This window comes from Aureimonas sp. AU40 (assembly GCF_001463785.1).
Lineage (GTDB): Bacteria > Pseudomonadota > Alphaproteobacteria > Rhizobiales > Rhizobiaceae > Aureimonas.
Genome location: NZ_BBWL01000052.1, coordinates 158846 through 176050 on the forward strand (window position 1 = coordinate 158846; position 17205 = coordinate 176050).

The window sequence follows — 17205 nt, forward strand, 5'->3', positions numbered from 1 at the left end:
GTGTCAGCCTTTCGTTCCGCCGGCCGGGCCGCGATAGAAGAGACCGCGAAGGCCGAGCACGGCCAGCACCACGGCAAGCTGCACCAGCCCCATGATGATGGCGATCGCCGAACCCAGCGAGTGATTGTATTCCTCGAAGGCCGCCGAATAGGCCGCGATCGAGATGACGCGCGTCGGCCCGGCGGGAGCGCCGAGCAGCACCGCCGAAGGGAAGACCGCGAAGGCCTGTACGAACGCCAGACAGAAGGTGACCGCGAGCCCCGGCACGAGAAGCGGCAGGAAGACCCGGGTGAAGCGCCGGCGCGCATTGGCGCCGAGCGTCGCGGCCGCCTGTTCGATCGCTGGGTCTATCCCTGAGACGTAGGAGAGCGTCAGCAGGAAGGCGAAGGGAAAGCCGGTGATGAGCAGCGAGGCGAAGACGCCCCAGTAATTGTTGGTGAGGCGCAGCGGCGCTTCCAGAAGGCCGATCGTCACCAGCGTCCGGTTGAACCAGCCCTGCGGCCCCAGGAAGTTCAGGAGCCCTTCGGCCACCAGCACCGTGCCCAGCGTGATCGGCAGGACGAGAAGCGTGGTGAGCAGCTTCTGCCGGCGCATGAGCCGCACGCGAAAGGCGATGGGCACGGCGAGCGCGAGGTTCAGGATCGTCACCGGCAGGGCGAGCCACAGCGTCGCAGCGATCGTGTTGTAGAGGAACGGGTCGGAGAAGAAGCGGCGGTAGTTCTCGTACCAGGCGCCTGTCTCCGGCGTCAGCGAATCCACGACGCCATAGAGAAAGGGGTAGATGAAGAGCGCCAGCACGGCGACGAGGCCGGGCAGGACGAGAAGCGTCGTGCCGTCGAAGCCCTTGGCGGCGAGCCGCGTCTTGAGCGATGGGCGCGCGAAGGTCCGGGCCGGGGTGGAGATGGCCGCGTCGCTCATGCCCCCTCCCCTTCGAAGACCAGCGTGCGGGCCGGGTCGAAGCGCAGCGTCACGCTCTCACCGGAGGACAAGGCTCCGTCGGCGCGGAAATAGGCGATCGTGCCGTCAGCCAGCGCCGCCGAGCCGAACCAGGCACGGCCGCGATACTCGATCGCGCGCACGGTGGCGGGCAGGCCCTCGCCGCCGCGCGTCGCCAGCAAATCCTCCGGCCGTGTCGAGACGGTGACGGCGGTTCCCGAGCCAAACTTCGCCGCCGCAGGAAGCGCGATGCGCGCCTTGGCGAGTTCCACCGTTCCGTTGCCATCGACGACGCGGCCAGAGACGCGGGTGCGATAGCCCATGAAGTCGGCGACCTCGACATGGTTCGGCCGCTCGTAGAGGTCTTCGGGTGTTCCGACCTGCCGGATCAGGCCGCCGGACATGACGACGATGCGATCGGCCAGCGACAGCGCCTCGTCCTGGTCGTGCGTGACATAGATCGTGGTGGAGCCGATCGCCTCGTGGATGGCGCGGATCTCGGCGCGCATTTCCAGGCGCAGCTTGGCGTCGAGATTGGAGAGCGGCTCGTCCATGAGAACGATGGGCGGGCGGATGACGATGGCGCGGGCGATGGCGACGCGCTGCTGCTGGCCGCCCGACAGCTGACCGGGCAGCTTGTCGCCCTGGCTGCGCAGGCGCACGAGATCGAGCGCGTCGTCGATGCGCCGCTCGGCCTCGGCCTTGGGCACGCCCTGCATGGCGAGGCCGAAGCCGACATTCTTGCGGATCGTCATGTGCGGGAAGAGCGCATAGCTCTGGAACACCATGCCGAAGCCGCGCTTTTCCGGCTCCAGCTCGTGGATCGGCCGCCCGTCGAGGCGGATCTCGCCGCCTGTCAGCGGCAGAAGGCCGGCGATGCAGTTCAGCGCCGTGGACTTGCCACAGCCCGACGGCCCGAGCAACGCGATGAACTCGCCCCGCTCCACGGTCAGATCGATGCCGGCCAGCGCGTGGTAGGAGCCGAAGGCGCGCTGGAGGTTCAGGAGTTCGAGCCGCCCCCCACCGGAGGCAGCGTCCGCCGCGCGACCGGCGACCTTGAGATGCGTGGGATGGGCGTTCATCGCGAGAAGGCCTCCTGAAACCGAACGAAAAAGGCGCGCCGGGAGAACCCTTGAGCGCGAGGCGGCGGCCGGAGGTCCCGGCCGCCCTGCGAGAGAGTTCGCTCAGCTCTTCTTGGCGCCGATCCGCTCGTCCCAGATGCGGAAGGCGGCGACGAGCTTGTCGGCATCGAGCGGGGTTTCCAGCGGATTGCCGGCGATCCACTCGTCATATTGCGGGCGGCCGAATTCCTTGATCGCGTCCTGGCTTTCCTGCGGCGCCATGGAAAGCGGCACGTCCTTCACCGCCGGGCCGGGGTAGAAATAGCCCTGGTCGTAGGCATAGGCTTGGCTTTCCGGCGTCAGCATGAAGTTCATGAGATCGAGGAGAACGGCGAGCTTCTCCTCCGAAACACCCTTCGGCACGACCATGTAATGGGCGTCCGTCACCCAGTGGAAACCGGCCAGCGTGCCGACCTCGGCCTCGGCCGGGACGGTGCCGAGAACGCGGGGGTTGATGTCCCAGCCCGTCGTGGTGACGACGATGTCGCGCGTGCCCTCGCCCAGCTCGCGCATGGTCTGCGTCGTGCCCGAGGCGTAGTATTCGATGTTCTGACCCAGTTCTTCCAAGAAGGCCCAGGTCTTGTCCCAGCCCTTTTCGGGATCGCGCGGATCGGAATCCTTCAGAAGATAGGGCAGGCCCATCAGGAAGGTGCGGCCCGGGCCGGAATTGGACGGGCGGGCGTAGATGAACTTGTTCTTGTTGGCCTTGGTCCAGGCCAGCAGCTCTTCCGCGGTCTTGGGCGGCGTCGCGACGCGGTCCGGCATGTATTCGATCAGGGGGCCGGACGGATAATAGGACACGACGACGCCGTGATCCTTCGCCATGGCCTGCATCTTGAAGGCCTGCGGAATGTAGATGGTTTCGAGAGGAGGCAGGTCGGCCTTGTAGGGCGAAAGGTCGGTCCAGATGCCCTGGTCGAGGCCGGCGGCGAGCGCGTCCGTGCCGGTGAGCACGAGGTCGATATCCACCCGGCCCGCCGCCTGCTGCGCCTTCAGCTTGGCGGGAAGCTCGGGGGCCGGCGCCTTGGTGAAGGCGATGCGGCTCGCCCATTCCGGCCGCGCGGCGGTGTAGCGCTCCATGGCCGCCTGCGTCAGCGCCAGATTGCCGGCGACATCGGCCACCGTGATGGTGACGGGGCTTGACGGGGCTTTGAGCGCCGCGAAGGCGCGGCCGCCGAAGAGCGTCGCCCCGGCCATGGCGGCCGTGGTTCCCATGAAGCGTCTGCGGGTGATGTGCATCGATCGATCCTCCCAAATTGAAACCCGCCGGCTCCCATCCGGCGGGGCAGTTCCTGGCGCCTTCGGCGACGGGGCCCGGGTCGCCCCAGCCGGCCCGCCGCCGGGGCGCTCACAGTCGATAGGCGTCCTTCGCCAGGCGATAGGTCAGGTCCACGGCGACCTCGCGCGCCTCGTCCTCCTCCAGCCGCCCCTCGCCCACCAGCTTGGCGAGGAAGGCGCAGTCCACCCGGCGCGCGACGTCGTGCCGGGCGGGAATGGAGAGGAAAGCGCGCGTGTCGTCGTTGAAGCCGACCGTGTTGTAGAAGCCGGTGGTCTCGGTCACGGCCTCGCGGAACCGCATCATCCCGTCCGGGCTGTCGAAGAACCACCAGGGCGGGCCGAGGCGCAGCGCGGGATAATGGCCGGCGAGCGGGGCGAGTTCGCGGGCATAGACCGTTTCGTCCAGCGTGAAGAGAATGATGGTCAGCCCCGGCTCGTTGCCGACCACGTTCAGCATCGGGCGCAGGGCCCCAACATAGTCGGTCCGCTGGGGAATGTCGGCGCCCTTGTCGAATCCGAAGCGCTCGAACAGGGCCTGGTTGTGGTTGCGCGAGGAGCCGGCATGGATCTGCATGACCAGCCCATCCTCCAGGCTCATGCGCGCCATCTCGGTCAGCATCTGGGCGCGGAACAGCTCGTTCTCGGCCGCGCTCCCGGTGCCCGCCAGGACCTTGGAAAAGAGCAACTCGCATTCGGCCGGGGCGAGATCGGCCGTGCGGGCGGACGGATGGCCATGATCGGTCGCGGTCGCACCGCGCGCCTTGAAATAGGCGCGGCGCGTGCGATGCGCATCGAGATAGCCGCTCCACGTCTCGGCCTCTCCGGCGAGCGCCAGGAAGCGGCGCAGTGCCTCCGCGAAGCCTGGCCGATCCGGGTCCACCACCGCGTCGGGCCGGTAGGTCGGCAGGATGCGGCCGTGCCAGCCGGAGGCGCGCACCGCGTCGTGATGGGCAAGATCGTCCAGCGCCGAATCCGTGGTGGCGATGGCCTCGATGTTGAAGCGGTCGTAGAGCGCGCGGGGGCGCAGCGCGTCCGTCTCCAGCGCGGCGGCGATCTCGTCGTAGATGCGATCGGCGCTTTGCGGCGACAGGCGCTCCTCAATGCCGAACACGGTCTGGAGCGAATGCTCGAACCAGAGGCGTGAAGGCGTGCCGCGGAACAGGCGATAATGCTCGGCGAAGAGACGCCAGATGCGCCGCCCGTCCCGCTCAACCGGACCGCCGTCGGCGCGCGGCACGCCGAGCGCCTCCAGCGGCACGCCCTGCGAATAGAGCATGCGGAAAATGTAGTGGTCGGGCACCACGAAGAGCGCGGCCGGATCGGGAAAGCGAGGGTTCTCGGCATACCAGGAGGGCTCGGTGTGCCCGTGCGGGGAGACGATCGGCAGCGTCTCGACCTCCGCGAAGAGCCGGCGCGCGATGGGGCGCAGGGATGCCTCGACGGGCAGGAGCCTATCCGGATTAAGCGCCATCGTTTCTCCCTCCAGCCGCCCCGCCTTCGCGCGGGCTCCCATCGGCCTTGGCAGTTCTTAGCAACTAGTATACTAGAATGTCAATTCGTCCGAGCGCTTGAGCCCGTCATGTCCGACCAGAGTCCGATCGAAGCGCCCGCGCCGCCCGCCCGCCGAAGCGCGCCGGCGCGGCGCGTGACCTCGGCCACGCAGATCTTCGAAGCGCTGCGGGCCGAGATCGTCGCCTCGCGTCTGCCGCCGGGCGCGCCCTTGCAGGATCGGATGCTGATCGAGCGCTTCGGCGTCAGCCGAACGCCGGTGCGCGAGGCGCTGATCCGCCTGTCCGAGATTGGTCTGGTCGACATCTTTCCCCAGTCCGGCACGTTCGTTTCGCGCGTGCCCGTCGGCGCCATTCCCGAGGCGGTGCTGATCCGCAAGGCGCTGGAGGGGATCACGGTGGAGCACGCCGCGCGGGCGGCGACGCCCGACACTCTCGGCGCCGTCGATCTCGCGATCCGCCGCCAGAAGGGCGCCGCCCATGCTGGCGACACCGACGCCTTTCACGAGGCGGACGAAGGGTTTCATGCCGCGATCGCCGAACTGTCCGGCCATGTCGGCATCTGGACGCTGCTGACCCAGGTCAAGATTCAGATCGACCGGGCCCGCCGTCTCACCCTGCCCGTGCTGGGCCGCATGGAACAGGTGATCGCCGAGCACGAGGAGATCCGCGCTCACCTCCTGGCCCGCGACGTGGAGGGCGCCAAGGCGGCGATGGAACACCATCTCGGCGCCGTGCTGCCGGACGTGGCCGCGCTCAAGGGGCGCTACCCCGACTATTTCATTTAAGAGCCCGGGCGAACGGCCAGGGCGGGAGGAGACGACAGGATGCGGCAAGGCTGGAGATGGTTCGGCCCGAAGGCCCCGGTGACGCTGGACGAGGTGCGCCATGTCGGCGCGAGCGACATCGTCTCGTCGCTGCACGAGGAGCCGATCGGCGCGGCGTGGACGAGCGGGGCCGTGGAAGCGCGGCGCGACCTGATCGAGACGACGCCGCCCGGCCGCGTGCCGCTGCGCTGGAGCGTGGTGGAGAGCATCCCGATTCCCGACGCGGTGAAGCGCCGGGGCGGGGCGGCAAAAGAAGAGATCGAGGCGTGGATCGCCAGCCTGGAGGCGGTCGGCCGCGCCGGCATTCCGGTGGTCTGCTACAATTTCATGCCGGTGGTGGACTGGTGCCGCACGGAGCTGGACTTCGTGACCGACACCGGCGCCACCGCCATGCGCTTCGACTTCGACACGTTCGCCGCGTTCGAGCTCTTCATCCTGGAGCGGCCGGGCGCCGAGCGCGACTACACGCCCGCCGAGCAGGCCCGCGCCAAAAGCGCCTTCGCCGCCATGAACGAGGCCACCAAGGCCGATCTCATCCGCAACATCACCAGCGCCCTGCCCGGCTCCACCACAGAGCCGATGACGATTCCCGGCTTTCGCGAGAAGCTTCAGGAGTATCGCGACATCGACGCCGCGCGCCTGCGCCGGCACCTCGTCGAATTTCTCGAGGCCGTGACGCCCGCCGCCGAGAGTGTCGGCGTGAAGCTGACGCTGCACCCGGACGATCCCCCGCGCCCGCTCTTCGGCCTGCCGCGCATCGCGTCCACTGAGGACGACTATGCCGCGATCTTCGAGGCGGTGCCCTCGCCGGCCAACGGCATGTGCTTCTGCACGGGGAGTCTGGGCGTTCGCCCTGACAACGACCTGCCCGCCATCGCCCGCCGCTTCGCCTCGCGCATCCATTTCGCGCACTTACGCAACACGCGCCGCGAGGGGGAGCCGCGGAGCTTCCACGAATCGGCCCATCTCGATGGGGACACGGACATGGTCGCCGTGCTGCGCGAACTGGTGGCCGAGGACGGCAAACGCATGGGCGACGGCACCATCGTCTTCCGCTCCGACCACGGCCACCGGATGCTGGACGACCTGCACAAGGCGGTGACGCCCGGCTATCCCGCGATCGGACGCATGCGGGGCCTCGCCGAGCTTCGCGGCATTCTTCACGCGCTCGGCCACCCGCCGGAGGCACCGGCCGCGCGCGAGGCCCCCCTGCCTGTCTGAGGCGCGGTCGGCCAAGGCGACGGGCGCGGCAGAGAGAGCGGCAGAGAGAGAAGCCTCTGCCCCGCTCGGACGCTCACGAAATCTCGAGGCCGCCGCGCCTCGATCGGCCTCGACCCGCGCTCTGGCTTCCCTCGTAGGAGGAGAGCATGAACGCCTCGCAGATCGCCTTTCGCCTGGGTCTCGCTACTCTGGTCGGACGCGCGCTGGGGCTCGACCGCGAGTTGCGCGGCAGCGACAAGACGCGGCGGAATTAATCGAAAGCTCCGCCCGCTGCCTCAGACGGCGGCGGCCCAATGCACGGGGTCGATCTCTAGGAGCGTGCGCATGCCCTGGAGTTCTCTCAACGACTTGTTGTCCAGCACGGTGGCGATGGCGTTGCGCACTTCCAGCATGACGAGGCGCACCCGGCACCGCTCCACATCCGAGCAGTCCGTGCAGCGGCGATAGGCCGTGCGGCTGGCGCAGGCGATGGGTGCCAGCGGGCCGTCCAGCACGCGCAGCACATGGCCGACGGCGATCTCCTCGGCTGGGCGGGCCAGCGCATAGCCGCCGCGCCGCCCCTTCTTGGCGTAGATGAACCCAGCGTTGCGCAATTCGCCTAGAATCGTGTCGAGAAACTTCTTCGAGATGGTGTTCTGGCTGGCGATCTCCTCGGACAGGACCAGCATGTCCGGCTCGGCATCGGCCAGATGGAGCATGGCCTTCAACCCGTATTTGCCTTTCGCCGTCAGCATGTCGCGCCATCCCGATCCCAGTCGCCGAAGCGAAGTCGCCTTTCGGGACATAGGGCCTGCGCCCCGCGCGCACTAGCGTTTTATGACGTGTCGGCAGCTGTCATTCGCCTGGGCGGCGAGGGTTTGCAGCCGAGCCTTGGAGAAAGTAGGTCAGCATTGTTGACATAATTAGGGGAAGAGCGCTTTAACAGGCCCCACGCTCGCAAGATGCGCGCCCCGATTGCAGAACGAAGCGCGCCGGCAAGCCAGGAGGACCATCATGGACATGACCGACCTTTTCGCCACGCGCGCGGGACGCATGAAGGCGTCCGAGATCCGCGAGCTTCTGAAGCTTTTGGACCAGCCCGACATCATCTCCTTCGCCGGCGGCATTCCCGACCCCGCGCTGTTTCCGCACGAAGCGTTCCGCACCGCCTATGCCGAGATCCTCGGTGGCTCCAGCGCCAACGCGGCGCTACAATATCAGGTGAGCGAGGGCTATCTGCCGCTGCGCCGCTGGATCGCCGGCGAGATGGGGCGGATCGGCATTCCCTGCGATGAGGGCAATGTCTTCATCACGTCCGGTTCTCAGCAGGGGCTGGACTATCTCGGCAAGCTGTTCCTCTCCCCCGGCGACACGGCGCTCGTCACTTGGCCGACCTATCTCGGCGCCTTGCAGGCCTTCAGCGCCTACGAGCCGCGCTACGACCGGCTGTCGCCCGCCGGCGGCAACATGACGCCGGACGCCTATCGCGAGGCGGCGGCGAAAGCCGGGGGCGCGGCGAAGTTCGCCTATCTCGTGCCCGATTTCGCCAATCCGAGCGGCGAAACGCTGACGCTCGCCCAGCGCGAGGCGGTGCTGGATCTGGCCGAAGAGCTCGGCATTGCCGTGATCGAGGACGCCGCCTATGCCGCGCTTCGCTACAGCGGCGAGCCGGTGCCCCCCATCGCGGCGCTGGATGCGCTGCGCTCGGGCGGGGTGGACGCGGGCCGCACGGTCTATTGCGGCTCCTTCTCGAAGATCCTGGCGCCGGGGCTTCGCATGGGCTGGATCGTCGCGCCGCGCCGCCTGATCGAGAAGCTGGTGCTGACCAAGCAGGCCGCCGACCTCCACTCGCCCTCGATCAACCAGATGGTGGTGCATCACGTCGCGGAGCGGTGTTACGCCCAACAGATCGAGCGCACGCGCGAGGCCTATAGCGCCCGGCGCGACGCACTGCTCGCCGCGCTGGAGCGGCATATGCCGGAGGGCGTCTCCTGGTCCCGCCCCGAGGGCGGCATGTTCGTCTGGATGACGCTGCCCGAATCCGTCGATGCCGTGGCGCTGCTGGCTCGCTCCGTCGCGGAGGCGCGGGTCGCCTTCGTGCCGGGCAATGCCTTCCATGCCGACGGCAGCGGGGCGAACACGCTGCGCCTTTCCTTCACGCTGGCGGATGAGCGCGCCGTCACGCAGGGCATTCCCCGCCTTGCCGACCTCATCCGACGCGCGATCGCGGCTTAAGCTGATTCGGGTGATTCGCCGGGTTGACTGCTGGCAACCCGGCGAATCGCTTGTCTGTCAGAGGGATAGCCGAAAGAATCGCTGGCATTCCGCGTCGGGGATGGGCGGAAGCCGGCGTCCCTGCTTGACAAGGAGGGTTGGATCGAGTCCCGCTGAGCGAGCCGATCCGCCCTGGCGACCTGCTGCGAGGACACAAGACCCACCATGCCGATCCGGCGCGACATGCGCGGCTTCTATCCCATCGATTGGCGGGAACTCTCACGCTCCGTCCGCTTCCGGCGCGCCAAGGGCCGGTGCGATCATTGCCGCCGCCCGCATGGGGCGCTGGTCTGCGTCGGCATCGACGGCACCTGGTGGGACGAGAGCGAGGCGCTTTGGCGGGACGGGAGAGGCCGCCCCTTGCGCGGAACGCGGCCCGCCCCGGCCGAGCTTCCCCCGGAACTGTCGCTGACTTGGACCCGCGTCTGGCTAGCCTGCGCCCATCTCGACCACGACACCGCCAACAACGCCTCCAGCAATCTCGCGGCCCTTTGCCAGCGTTGCCATCTCAACCACGACCGCCCCGAGCATCGCCGCCGACGCCGCTATCGATGGATGGCGAGCAAGGCGATCGGCGACCTCTTCGAAGGGCCTTATCGGGACTGAAGAGCAGGAAATGCTGCGAAGGCGATCGCTCTGCTCGGGATCGACGCTCAGCGCAGTCGACCCGAAGAAACCAAATCCGCCAAGCCCTCCGGCAGGGCGATGCCTTGGGTTAGGTCCGGTGCGGGCTGCGGCTTTCCCAAGCGCGTTTCCATCGGCAGGACGCCGGCCCAGACGGGATAATCCGCGTCGTCGTCATCACCGGGAGGTGCCGAGCGGGTTTTGACGCTGGCCTCCTCGATGTCGAGATAAAGGACACTGGTGCCCTTGAGCTCGGGCACCGTCATGGGCCGGAGCGTGTCCCAGCGGCCCGGAAAGAGCCCGTCCGTGAAGCGGCGCAGCGCCTCGGCGATGGCGTCCGGCTCTTCCACGATCTGTGCCGTGCCGAACACCATGGCCGAGCGATAGTTGACGGAATGGTTGAAGGCCGAGCGCGCCAGCACGTAGCCATCCATCAGGCTCACCGTCAGGCAGACGCGCGCGCCCTCGACCTTTCGAAGAAATCGGCTGGCGGCCGAGCCGTGCCAATAGACACGTTCGCCCTGCCGCCAGTGGATCGTCGGCGTGACATAGGGCTGCCCGTCGATGACGTAGCCGACATGGCACAAGGGCGCGGCGTCCAAGACGGCATGAACGGCCGCCGCCTCATGACTGGCGCGCTTGTGCAGCCGGCGCGCGCGGCTGCGCTCGGTCACGGGATAGGTGGGGTTTTCCGGAGTCGGGCTTGGGCGGGACATAGGCGTTTCCTCGCTGGATACGCCCAATGTGCCGCAAAACAGGATGGGCGAAACCATCCACTTGCGCAAGATCGGCCAGTCCAGTTCACTCCTCGCATGACGCTTCCCCTCCCCGACGCCTGGCTCCTCCTCGACCGTGCCGCCGGCAATCTCGAAGCGCAGATTCAGGGGGCGATCCGGGAGCAGATCCTGGACGGGCGGCTGATGGCGGGCGAGCGCCTGCCCTCCTCCCGCGCGCTCGCGCTTTCGCTCGGGATCGCGCGGTCCACCGTGGTCGGCGGTTTCGAGCGGCTGCGCGCCGAAGGCTTCATCGAAGGCGCCCAAGGGGCGACGATGCGGGTCGCCCGCCTCGCCACCCCGCCGCAGGGCGCCAGAGCCCGGCCGATCGAGCCCTTGCCGAGGGCTGCCCCCGAGCCGGAGCGCTTCCTTCCCTTTCGCCCCGGTCTCCCGGATCTCGACAGCTTCCCCGCCGCGCTTTGGGCGCGATGTCTCGCAGCACGGGCGCGCCATCTGCGCCTTCACGATCTCGGCTATGGCGAGGAAGCCGGCCTGCCGGAACTGCGCCAGGCCATCGCCGCGCATGTCGTTCGCGCCCGCGCTGTTCTGGCTGATCCCGAACAGGTGATCGTCATGCCGTCGGCCGCCTCGATCCTGGCGATGGTGGCTGATATCGCGGGGGTTCGCGGCGGGCGCCCCGTCTGGCTGGAGGAGCCGGGCTATGTCACAGCCCGTGACATCTTTCTGGCGGCGGGCGCCCGTCTCGTGTCCGTGCCCTGCGACGCGGAAGGGATCGCGATCACGCGCGGCGAAGGGCCGCCGCCGAGCCTGATCTATGTCACGCCATCGCATCAATACCCGACCGGGGTGGCCATGAGCCTCTCCCGCCGCCTGGAGCTTCTGGACTTTGCGCGGGCCAACCGCGCTGTTGTCATCGAGGACGATTACGACAGCGAGTTTCACTACGCCTCGCGGCCGCTCGCGGCTCTGCAGGGGCTCGATCGCGCCGGCTGCGTGGTCTATGTCGGCACCTTTTCCAAGGTGCTCGCGCCGGGCCTGCGCGTTGCCTATGCGGTTCTGCCCCCTTCGCTTCTATCGCAGGCGCGCGCGGTTCTGCGACGGGAGGGAAGCTCTGCGCCGATCCATGTTCAGGCGGCGCTCGCGGACTTTCTGAACGAGGGGCACCTTCGCGCCCATATCCGAAGGATGCAGACCCTTTATCGCGAGCGAATGCAGGCGACGCGCGCGGCGGTGCTGGCAAGCGGGGACGGCCTCCTCCAACCTGGATCAGGGGACGGCGGCCTTCAACTCGCCGCCTGGTTCAAGAACCGCGATGCCGACGACGGGCAAATGGCGCGCGCGCTTCACGCGGCGAAGATCGGCGCCATGGCGCTTTCGCCCTTCTACAGGAACGAGCCGCGCCCCGGCCTGCTGTTCGGCATCGGCGGCGCGACGCTGGAGCGGATCCCAGCGCTCGGCAAAGCCTTGGATCGGCTTCTCCGCCCGTAGGAGGCAGCGAGCGCGCCCGTTGCCAAAGCGTTCAGTCGCCGCCGCCCGCAGGAGCGGAGACCCCGATCGGATGATCGCGCAAGGCCGCCTTGGCGCGGGCGAGAATGCGCACGGGATCGCCGAAATGGGTATCCATCTCCTCCTCCACATCGCGCGGGTCGCCCTGCCCGATGAAGGCCGCGAGCCGTTCGTGCTCCTCGATCAAGGCGCGGTTCTGCCGGTAGCCCGCCATCATGATGCGCAGGCAAAGCCGCGTTTCGGCCTGGAGCGTGCGGTAGCTGCGCGACAGGCGCTCGCTGCGCGCCTCTTCCACGATCCGCAGGTGATAATGCAGGTCGAGATCGGCGATCTCGCGCCACTCGCCCTTGGCCAGCCGTTCGGCCATCTCATTGGTCAGGCCCTGAAGCTCTTGCGATAGCCGACGGCGCTCGGGCCCGGCCATGACGCGGCGGATCGCGGCGATCTCCAGCGACTTGCGGGTGAAGTAGATGTCGACGATGTCGCTCGTACCGAGATCGGGCACGAAGACGCCGCGATGGGGCTCGGAGCGCAGCAGCCCTTCCTGAATCAGGCGCTGGAACGCCTCGCGAACCGGGCCCCGACTGACGTCGAACTGCGTGGCAAGCGCGAACTCGTTGAGCTGGCTTCCGGCAGGAAAGGCGCCGTCGAGGATCAGAGCGCGAATCTCGGCCGTGATCTGGCTGGCCAGGGTGTTTCGCACCACGCGCCCTGCCCCGCGCGGGGCGTCGTTCGGCTTGGGAGATGGGGGCACGCTCGGCAAGGTTCCGCCTCTTGGTCGCGGCGAGGCCGCCGGTCTTCGGGTCCGCCCGTTCCGGCCCGAACGAGCCCTCGCTTCGCTATCACGCCTCCGCGCCGCCCGCCAACAGGCAAGGAGGTGAAGACGAGGCTCGTGTTGCTTCCGACGGGAAGGGCGTGGCCCGGCTGTCGAGCCACGAACGGCGCGCTCGGATCGGATGGGCGCCGGGATCGTTGAAGACTGGTGCCTTTCGCACGAGGGAAGCGAACCCATGTCCGATCATCCGTCCACCCCGCCGCGCGACGAGCAGGAGCCCAAGGAGAAGACGCCGTCCGCCGGTCCTCACGCCAAGCCCGAACTCACCAATCCCGATGCGACGCCCGGCGCTGGCAGCCTACCGGACGAGAAGGAGACCGGCGACGCGGATGGCGGGGCCGGCTGAGCGGCCCAGCGTCCCTCCCCGCTCCGGGGGTCGGGTCGTCACCGACGATACAGGCGGGAGCGGCCGTCAGCGCGCCAAAAGCTTTTGAATTTCGTCGGCAAGCTGCGACTGGCTATAGGGCTTGCCGAGGCGGGGCAGCCCGAGCCGCTCGCCGGCGGGCAGCTCGGCATAGCCCGTCGCGAGCAGGATCGGCAGGCCTGGGCGTAGCGCCAACGCGGCTTCGGCGAGTTCCGCCCCGTTCATGCGCGGCATGGAAAAGTCGGTGATCATCAGATCGAAGGGCGACCCCTGGCCCAGAAGCTGTAGCGCCTGCGCTCCAGACTGGGCCTCGACCACCTCGTGGCCGAGATCTTCCAGCATGTCGGTCGTGCTCATGGCGATCAGCGGATCGTCGTCCACCGCCAAGATGCGGGCTCGCACCGGCGCGCGCTCCGCTTTCGGTTCGACTCTCGGTGCTTGCTCTCGCACCGCAGGCAGGGCCTCGGCCGCAGGCAGCCAAAGCTCGGCCCGCGTTCCCTCCCCCGGATGGCTCGTCAGCCGCAAGGCGCCGTTCAGCTGAACCGCGAGGCCGTGAATCATCGACAGGCCGAGGCCCGTGCCCTTGCCCACGCCCTTGGTCGAGAAGAAAGGCTCTGTCGCCTTCTTCAGGGTTTCGGCGCTCATGCCCTGCCCCGTGTCGCTAACCGACAGGCGCACATAGTCACCGGCGCTGAGTTCCCCCTCGCCCTGGCCGCGATCGATGCGGATGCGCAATTCGCCGCCGTTGGGCATGGCGTCGCGCGCGTTGACGGCCAGATTCAGAATGGCGAGTTCCAGCTGATTGGCATCGACCAGCGCGGTGGACGGCGCGTCGTCGAGTTCCAGCGTCAGCTCGATATTGCCGCCGAGCGAGCGCTCCAGAAGATCGGTCATGCCCCGCACGAGATCGGCAAGGTCGCGCGCTTCCACCACGAGATCCTGACGGCGGGCGAAGGCAAGAAGACGCTGGGTCAGCGCCGCGCCACGCTGCGCGCCCTTCATGGCGCCGTCGATCAGGCGAGCCGTGCGCGCGTCGTCGGGAATGTGCTTGCGCAGAAGATCGAGATTGCCGAGCACCGCCATCAAAAGGTTGTTGAAGTCGTGCGCGACGCCGCCGGTCAGCTGGCCGATCGCCTCCATCTTTTGCGACTGGCGCAGAAGCGTCTCGGTGCGCTCGCGCTGCTCCACCTCGGCCATCACGATCCGGTGCGCGGCCTCGAGCTCGCCCGTGCGCTCCGCGACGCGGGCTTCCAGCGTCTCGTTCAGGCGCTGTAGATCGGCTTCAGCCTCCTTGCGGGCGGTGATGTCGGCGGAAACGCCGACAAGCCGGATCTTCCGCCCGCTTCGGTCCCGCACCAGGCGACCGTTGATCGCGGTCCAGTGCACCGAACCGTCGCGCCACAGGACGCGGTATTCGATCGCGTAATCCGCGCCCCCGGAGACGCTGCGCTCCACCGCCGCCTGCATCCGCTCGCGGTCGCCGGGGTGGACGCTGCGGAGGAGGTCGTCATAACCGAAGGCTTCCTCCGGGCCATATCCAAAAATGGCCTTGCAGGTGCTCGTGGCCACCAGGGTCCAGGTCGAAAGGTCGAGCTCCCAGGAGCCGAGATGGCCCGCCAGGAGCGCGGTCCGCAGACGCTCCTCGCCCTCGTGCAGCTCCTCCATGCGCGCCCGTGCCTCGAACTGGCGATGGCGCCCGCGCGCGGCCGTCGTGGCGAGGCTGACGAAGGAGGTCGGATGGAACGGTCGCTCGAGGAAGGATACGTTTCTAAGACGTTCGGACAATCGCGCGGCAGCGGGGTTGCGCTCCGGCCCGCCGCCGCGCTGGGTCAGCACGATGAACTGGAAGTCCGACCAGGGGGCCTGGGCGCTCAACCGCTCGGTCAAGTCGCTGAGATCGGACAGGCGCAAAGCTTCTTCCGTCACGACCGCGAAACAGGCGTCATCGTCGATCCGCCGGGTCAGAGTTTCGAAATCCGGGCAGACCAGCGGCGCGAGTCCGCATTCCGACAGGAGAGCTGCCGCCACTTCTGCGTCGCGCCCGCGCGGCGCCAGGACCAGGACATTCGTTTCGCGCACGTCAGGCTTCTCAGTCGGTGGCCGTGTTGGCCACGCCGGCGTTTGCCTGCTCGATCAGCGTGGGAACGCCGCGCAGCACGCCCTGGAACCCCCTGATCGGCTGGCCCAGCGTTAGCCCGTTCTCGGCGATCCGGTATTCCCGGATCGTGTCCTCGTGGAAGCCGGCGCGCTTCTTGATGACGGAAACGGCCCGGCGAACGGTGCCCAGCGCCTCGAAATAGCGCAGCAGGATCACCGTGTCGGCGAGATAGGTGATGTCCACCGGCGCCTTCATGTCGCCGACCAACCCGTGCTGGGCAACGGTCAGGAAGGTCGTCGCACCCCGCCGGTTGAGATATTGCAGAAGCTCGTGAATGTGCAGGACGAGGGCATTCTCCTCCGGCATCGAAGCCTGATAGCCGTTGAGGCTGTCGATGAGGACGGTCTTCATGCCGCCTTCGTCAACGCGCTGGCGCACGCGATGGGCGAACTCGCCAGGCGAAAGCTCCGCCGCGTCCACCTGCTCGATGTGGAGAAGCCCCTCCTTCTGCATGGCCTGGAAATCGAAGCCCATAGCTTTCGTGCGGTCGAACAGAAGACCCAGTTCTTCGTCGAAGATGAACATGGCCGCTTTCTCGCCCCGCGCGATCGCGGCCGAGATGAACTGGAAGGTGAAGGTGCTCTTTCCGGTTCCGGCGGGGCCCAGAATAAGCGTGCTCGACCCTTGTTCGATGCCGCCGCCCAGCAGCGCATCGAGCTCGGCGATATCGCTCGTCATGCGCGTGCGGGTAAAGCCCGTGCGGTGCTCGGCCGCGACGAGACGTGGAAAGACCGAGACGCCGCCATTGCGGATCGTGAAGTCGTGATAACCGCCGCGAAAAGCGCGGCCGCGATACTTCATGACGCGCAGCCGGCGCCGCTCGGCGCCATAGGCCGGAGCCAGTTCCTCCAGCTTGATGACGCCATGTGCGACGCTGTGGACGGTCTTGTCCATGGACTCGGACGTGAGATCGTCCAGCAGGAGAACGGTGGCGCCCTGCTGTGCGAAATAATGTTTCAGCGACAGGATCTGCCGACGGTAGCGTAGCGAGCTTTGCGCGAGCAGCCGGATCTCGGACAGGCTGTCCAGCACGACGCGTGCGGGCCGCACGCGCTCGAAGGCCTCGAAGATCGTGCGCGTCGCCTCTCCCAGTTCCAGGTCGGACGAATAAAGCAGGCTCTGCTCGCGATCGGAATCCAGCGCGACTTCGGGCGGCACGAGTTCGAAGACCTCGACGCTCTCACCGATCGTCCAGCCATGCGAAGCTGCGCTTTCGCGCAGTTCACGCTCGGTCTCCGACAGCGTGATGTAGAGGCCCTTGTCCCCGTCTTCGCCGCCCGCCAGGAGAAAGCGGAGCGCGATCGTCGTCTTGCCCGTGCCGGGACTGCCTTCCAGCAGGAAGACATGCCCTTTGGACAGGCCGCCGGAGAGGATGTCGTCGAGGCCGGGAACGCCGGTTCGCGCCATGACCTGCTTGTCCTCAGCGCTCATGGGAGCGTCCGATCCGGCTGAGCGACGGCTTGAAGGGGTCGCGAAGGCTTTGAAGCCTGACAGGGGAGCGATGAAGGAGCATGCATGCGCAAGACCATTCCCGGGTGCGCAGTCCGTTCGACAAGTCCGGGAAGATTCCCTGCGCCCATTCCCTTTGCGTAAAGCCTCCGGTCCTGGGAGGCAAATGCAATCGCGTCGGCAAGCTGCGGCCAACGGCGGCAAGACGCCGCCTGGCTAACGAGGTGAGGAAACCTTCCATCCCGCCGCGTCCTTCGAGTTGCATCGCCCTTCCACGGCATCGCCGCATTCCCCGTCCACTCGCGCGACACGAGCCATAAGGCCCCTGCCCCGTCCTGGATCGAGACGTGTCGGCGGCAATGATCGTCCACCGCTCTCCCCAAACCCGATC

At 67.8% G+C, this 17205-nt stretch carries 15 protein-coding genes; 6 read left to right on the forward strand and 9 right to left on the reverse strand.

From position 1 onward, the window contains the following. Window positions 1-3: 3 nt before the first annotated feature. The 4 genes from AUL32_RS20320 to uxaC all read right to left on the reverse strand — a co-directional run bounded on the left by AUL32_RS20320 (window position 4) and on the right by uxaC (window position 4806). Complete coding sequence (locus AUL32_RS20320; protein WP_062119145.1) at window positions 4-918, reverse strand: ABC transporter permease; 915 nt, start codon at window positions 916-918, stop codon at window positions 4-6. Further along, window positions 915-2018 carry an ABC transporter ATP-binding protein gene (locus AUL32_RS20325; RefSeq protein ID WP_062119147.1) on the reverse strand — a complete coding sequence of 368 codons (1104 nt, stop codon included), beginning with the start codon at window positions 2016-2018 and terminating at the stop codon, window positions 915-917. Before AUL32_RS20325 ends, AUL32_RS20320 begins: the two co-directional genes overlap by 4 nt. Window positions 2019-2120: 102 nt before the next feature. Then, complete coding sequence (locus AUL32_RS20330; protein ID WP_062119150.1) at window positions 2121-3296, reverse strand: ABC transporter substrate-binding protein; 1176 nt, start codon at window positions 3294-3296, stop codon at window positions 2121-2123. Window positions 3297-3405: 109 nt separating this feature from the next. Then, window positions 3406-4806, reverse strand: coding sequence for a glucuronate isomerase (gene uxaC / locus AUL32_RS20335; RefSeq protein WP_062119153.1), 1401 nt, complete (start codon window positions 4804-4806; stop codon window positions 3406-3408). 108 nt (window positions 4807-4914) lie between these two features. On the opposite strand from uxaC, the gene AUL32_RS20340 reads away from it, so the two are divergent. Both AUL32_RS20340 and uxuA read left to right on the forward strand, forming a co-directional pair. Continuing rightward, window positions 4915-5631 (forward strand): GntR family transcriptional regulator, encoded by a 717-nt coding sequence (locus AUL32_RS20340; RefSeq protein WP_062119156.1) that lies wholly within the window; start codon window positions 4915-4917, stop codon window positions 5629-5631. 39 nt (window positions 5632-5670) lie between these two features. Further along, a complete protein-coding gene (uxuA, locus tag AUL32_RS20345; protein WP_062119159.1) occupies window positions 5671-6891 on the forward strand; it encodes a mannonate dehydratase in 1221 nt (406 codons plus the stop codon). 275 nt (window positions 6892-7166) lie between these two features. Here the strand turns inward: uxuA and AUL32_RS20350 are convergent, their stop codons facing one another. Further along, window positions 7167-7625, reverse strand: coding sequence for an RrF2 family transcriptional regulator (locus AUL32_RS20350; RefSeq protein WP_062119162.1), 459 nt, complete (start codon window positions 7623-7625; stop codon window positions 7167-7169). A 256-nt stretch (window positions 7626-7881) separates the two neighbouring features. Between AUL32_RS20350 and AUL32_RS20355 the strand changes: the two genes are divergently transcribed. Further along, the gene (locus AUL32_RS20355; protein WP_062119509.1) at window positions 7882-9105 is read left to right on the forward strand and encodes an aminotransferase-like domain-containing protein; all 1224 of its coding nucleotides are present in this window, start codon (window positions 7882-7884) and stop codon (window positions 9103-9105) included. A 204-nt stretch (window positions 9106-9309) separates the two neighbouring features. Continuing rightward, complete coding sequence (locus AUL32_RS20360) at window positions 9310-9750, forward strand: hypothetical protein (protein ID WP_061977923.1); 441 nt, start codon at window positions 9310-9312, stop codon at window positions 9748-9750. A gap of 47 nt (window positions 9751-9797) precedes the next feature. On the opposite strand, the gene AUL32_RS20365 is transcribed toward AUL32_RS20360, so the two are convergent. Next, complete coding sequence (locus tag AUL32_RS20365) at window positions 9798-10484, reverse strand: pyridoxamine 5'-phosphate oxidase family protein (protein WP_062119164.1); 687 nt, start codon at window positions 10482-10484, stop codon at window positions 9798-9800. Window positions 10485-10580: 96 nt separating this feature from the next. On the opposite strand from AUL32_RS20365, the gene pdxR reads away from it, so the two are divergent. Further along, window positions 10581-11990 carry a MocR-like pyridoxine biosynthesis transcription factor PdxR gene (gene pdxR / locus AUL32_RS20370; RefSeq protein ID WP_062119168.1) on the forward strand — a complete coding sequence of 470 codons (1410 nt, stop codon included), beginning with the start codon at window positions 10581-10583 and terminating at the stop codon, window positions 11988-11990. Between the two features lie 31 nt (window positions 11991-12021). Here pdxR and AUL32_RS20375 read toward each other — a convergent pair whose 3' ends face one another. Further along, a complete protein-coding gene (locus AUL32_RS20375; RefSeq protein ID WP_062119171.1) occupies window positions 12022-12714 on the reverse strand; it encodes a GntR family transcriptional regulator in 693 nt (230 codons plus the stop codon). 304 nt (window positions 12715-13018) lie between these two features. Between AUL32_RS20375 and AUL32_RS25700 the strand changes: the two genes are divergently transcribed. Next, complete coding sequence (locus tag AUL32_RS25700; RefSeq protein WP_187301343.1) at window positions 13019-13189, forward strand: hypothetical protein; 171 nt, start codon at window positions 13019-13021, stop codon at window positions 13187-13189. A 66-nt stretch (window positions 13190-13255) separates the two neighbouring features. On the opposite strand, the gene AUL32_RS20380 is transcribed toward AUL32_RS25700, so the two are convergent. Further along, window positions 13256-15286, reverse strand: a complete 2031-nt coding sequence (locus AUL32_RS20380) for an ATP-binding protein (protein ID WP_062119174.1) — start codon at window positions 15284-15286, stop codon at window positions 13256-13258. Between the two features lie 10 nt (window positions 15287-15296). Next, complete coding sequence (locus AUL32_RS20385; protein WP_062119176.1) at window positions 15297-16796, reverse strand: ATPase domain-containing protein; 1500 nt, start codon at window positions 16794-16796, stop codon at window positions 15297-15299. Window positions 16797-17205: the final 409 nt, after the last annotated feature.